Raw genomic sequence first — 3,364 nt, forward strand, 5'->3', positions numbered from 1 at the left:
CAAGGTTAGAACCTCAAACACACCAGGGTGGTATTTCAACGTCGGCTCCATAAGATCTAGCGACCTTACTTCAAAGCCTCCCACCTATCCTACACAGATCTGTTCAAAGTCCAATGTAAAGCTACAGTAAAGGTTCATGGGGTCTTTCCGTCTTTCCGCGGGGAGATTGCATCATCACAAACATTTCAACTTCGCTGAGTCTCTGGAGGAGACAGTGTGGCCATCATTACTCCATTCGTGCAGGTCGGAACTTACCCGACAAGGAATTTCGCTACCTTAGGACCGTTATAGTTACGGCCGCCGTTTACTGGGACTTCAGTCAAGAGCTTGCACCCCATCATTTAATCTTCCAGCACCGGGCAGGAGTCACACCCTATACGTCGACTTTCGTCTTTGCAGAGTGCTGTGTTTTTAATAAACAGTTGCAGCCACCGATTCTCTGCGGCCTCATTGGGCTCCCCTTGTACAGGTTCACCTACTAAAGGCACACCTTCTTCCGAAGTTACGGTGTCAATTTGCCGAGTTCCTTCTCCAGAGTTCTCTCAAGCGCCTTAGAATACTCATCTCGCGCACCAGTGTCGGTTTGCGGTACGGTCGTCAATAGCTGAAGCTTAGTGGCTTTTCCTGGAAGCAGGGTATCACTCACTTCGGAGGCAAGCCTCCTCGTTATCACCCCTCATCTAAGCCCGGCGGATTTGCCTACCAGGCACGACTACAGGCTTGAACCGGGACATCCAACACCCGGCTGAGCTAACCTTCTCCGTCCCCACATCGCACTATTGATCGGTACAGGAATATTGACCTGTTTCCCATCAGCTACGCATCTCTGCCTCGCCTTAGGGGCCGACTCACCCTACGCCGATGAACGTTGCGTAGGAAACCTTGCGCTTTCGGCGAGGGGGCTTTTCACCCCCTTTAACGCTACTCATGTCAGCATTCGCACTTCTGATACCTCCAGCAGGCTTCACAACCCACCTTCACAGGCTTACAGAACGCTCTCCTACCACGCATATTGCTATGCATCCGCAGCTTCGGTAACTGGCTTAGCCCCGTTACATCTTCCGCGCAGGACGACTCGATCAGTGAGCTATTACGCTTTCTTTAAATGATGGCTGCTTCTAAGCCAACATCCTGACTGTTTTAGCCTTCCCACTTCGTTTCCCACTTAGCCAATTTTAGGGACCTTAGCTGGCGGTCTGGGTTGTTTCCCTCTTGAGTCCGGACGTTAGCACCCGGTGCTCTGTCTCCCAAGCTGTACTCTGCGGTATTCGGAGTTTGCCAAGGTTTGGTAAGTCGCCATGACCCCCTAGCCTAAACAGTGCTCTACCCCCGCAGGTAATACTTGAGGCACTACCTAAATAGTTTTCGGAGAGAACCAGCTATTTCCAAGTTTGTTTAGCCTTTCACCCCTATCCACAGCTCATCCGCTAGTTTTGCAACACTAGTCGGTTCGGACCTCCAGCACCTGTTACGGTACCTTCATCCTGGCCATGGATAGATCACTTGGTTTCGGGTCTACACCCAGCGACTATTCGCCCTATTCGGACTCGATTTCTCTACGGCTTCCCTATTCGGTTAACCTCGCCACTGAATGTAAGTCGCTGACCCATTATACAAAAGGTACGCCGTCACCCTTGCGGGCTCCGACTTTTTGTATGCATGCGGTTTCAGGATCTATTTCACTCCCCTCCCGGGGTTCTTTTCGCCTTTCCCTCACGGTACTTGTTCACTATCGGTCGATTACGAGTATTTAGCCTTGGAGGATGGTCCCCCCATCTTCAGACAGGATTTCACGTGTCCCGCCCTACTCTATTCGCGCCTAGTTCCACAATCGACATTTCTCATACGGGGCTATCACCCGCTCTGGCCGGACTTTCCATTCCGTTCTGATATGCCAACTGCTAAAACGCGAGGGCTACTCCGATTTCGCTCGCCACTACTTTCGGAATCTCGGTTGATGTCTTTTCCTCGAGCTACTGAGATGTTTCAGTTCACCCGGTTCGCTTCGTTACCCTATGTATTCAGATAACGATGACCTTACGGTCGGGTTTCCCCATTCGGAAATCTCCGGATCAAAGCTAATTTGCCAGCTCCCCGAAGCTTATCGCAGGCTATCACGTCCTTCGTCGCCTGTAATCGCCAAGGCATCCACCACATGCACTTAGTCACTTGACCCTATAACTTTGACACCGCTGACTGCAGTGTCGTCAAGGACTCAATCCAGATCCGCAGATCCAGACTGTTTTTGAGTATTCACGCGTTACGCCGTTCTTCTCTTGCTTTGAATCTCTTCATCAGCAATTGAAGTCTATGTTGACGCAATCAAATTGTTGCCGGCGGCACGGTGCATCAAGAGATGCTTTCCGCCGACAACGCTGATTCGACTCTACGAATTGTTAAAGAACAACAGCCGATCTTTCGATCAAGACTGGCAAACCTCAGCAGAACTGCTCTTCCGCTGAGGTTTGCCAACCTTTGTTGAGTGACTGGTGGAGGATGACGGGATCGAACCGACGACCCCCTGCTTGCAAAGCAGGTGCTCTCCCAGCTGAGCTAATCCCCCGTCGCAAATCTCTTCGATTTGCCGTGGTGGGTCTGGTTGGATTCGAACCAACGACCCCCGCCTTATCAAGACGGTGCTCTAACCGACTGAGCTACAGACCCACGCGAACTTTGTGCGTTAGCTCTGTCATCGCCAGCCTGTCGAGGCCAGCTCCCCAGGCTCACGCAATTCACTCACTGTTGTGACAGCCGATAAGTGTGGGCGCAAGAAGCAAAGTGCTGAGCTTTCGCTTTGCAGCTTCTGCTCTTTTGGATCTCGCTCTGGCAGTTCCGTAGAACTCCCGAGGCTCGATCTACTCTAGAAAGGAGGTGATCCAGCCGCACCTTCCGATACGGCTACCTTGTTACGACTTCACCCCAGTCACGAACCCTGCCGTGGTAATCGCCCTCCTTGCGGTTAGGCTAACTACTTCTGGCAGAACCCGCTCCCATGGTGTGACGGGCGGTGTGTACAAGACCCGGGAACGTATTCACCGCGGCAAGCTGATCCGCGATTACTAGCGATTCCGACTTCACGCAGTCGAGTTGCAGACTACGATCCGGACTACGACCGGGTTTCTGGGATTAGCTCCCCCTCGCGGGTTGGCAGCCCTCTGTCCCGGCCATTGTATGACGTGTGTAGCCCTACCCATAAGGGCCATGATGACCTGACGTCATCCCCACCTTCCTCCGGTTTGTCACCGGCAGTCTCATTAGAGTGCCCTTTCGTAGCAACTAATGACAAGGGTTGCGCTCGTTGCGGGACTTAACCCAACATCTCACGACACGAGCTGACGACGGCCATGCAGCACCTGTGTCCAGG

2 tRNA genes and 2 rRNA genes (1 of these 4 cut by a window edge) are annotated in these 3,364 nt (G+C 52.5%); all 4 read right to left on the bottom strand.

Annotation, left to right across the window (positions count from 1 at the left end):
* A 23S ribosomal RNA gene (locus tag LXT12_RS26550) occupies positions 1-2,175 on the bottom strand; the annotation flags it as partial.
* 312 nt (positions 2,176-2,487) lie between these two features.
* A tRNA-Ala gene (locus tag LXT12_RS26555) sits at positions 2,488-2,563 on the bottom strand.
* A 24-nt stretch (positions 2,564-2,587) separates the two neighbouring features.
* A tRNA-Ile gene (locus tag LXT12_RS26560) sits at positions 2,588-2,664 on the bottom strand.
* Positions 2,665-2,864: 200 nt separating this feature from the next.
* Positions 2,865-3,364 (bottom strand): 16S ribosomal RNA (locus LXT12_RS26565); it runs 1,123 nt beyond the window's last position.

Origin of the sequence: Pelomonas caseinilytica (assembly GCF_021353235.1) — a bacterium.
Taxonomy (GTDB): Bacteria; Pseudomonadota; Gammaproteobacteria; order Burkholderiales; family Burkholderiaceae_C; genus Pelomonas; species Pelomonas caseinilytica.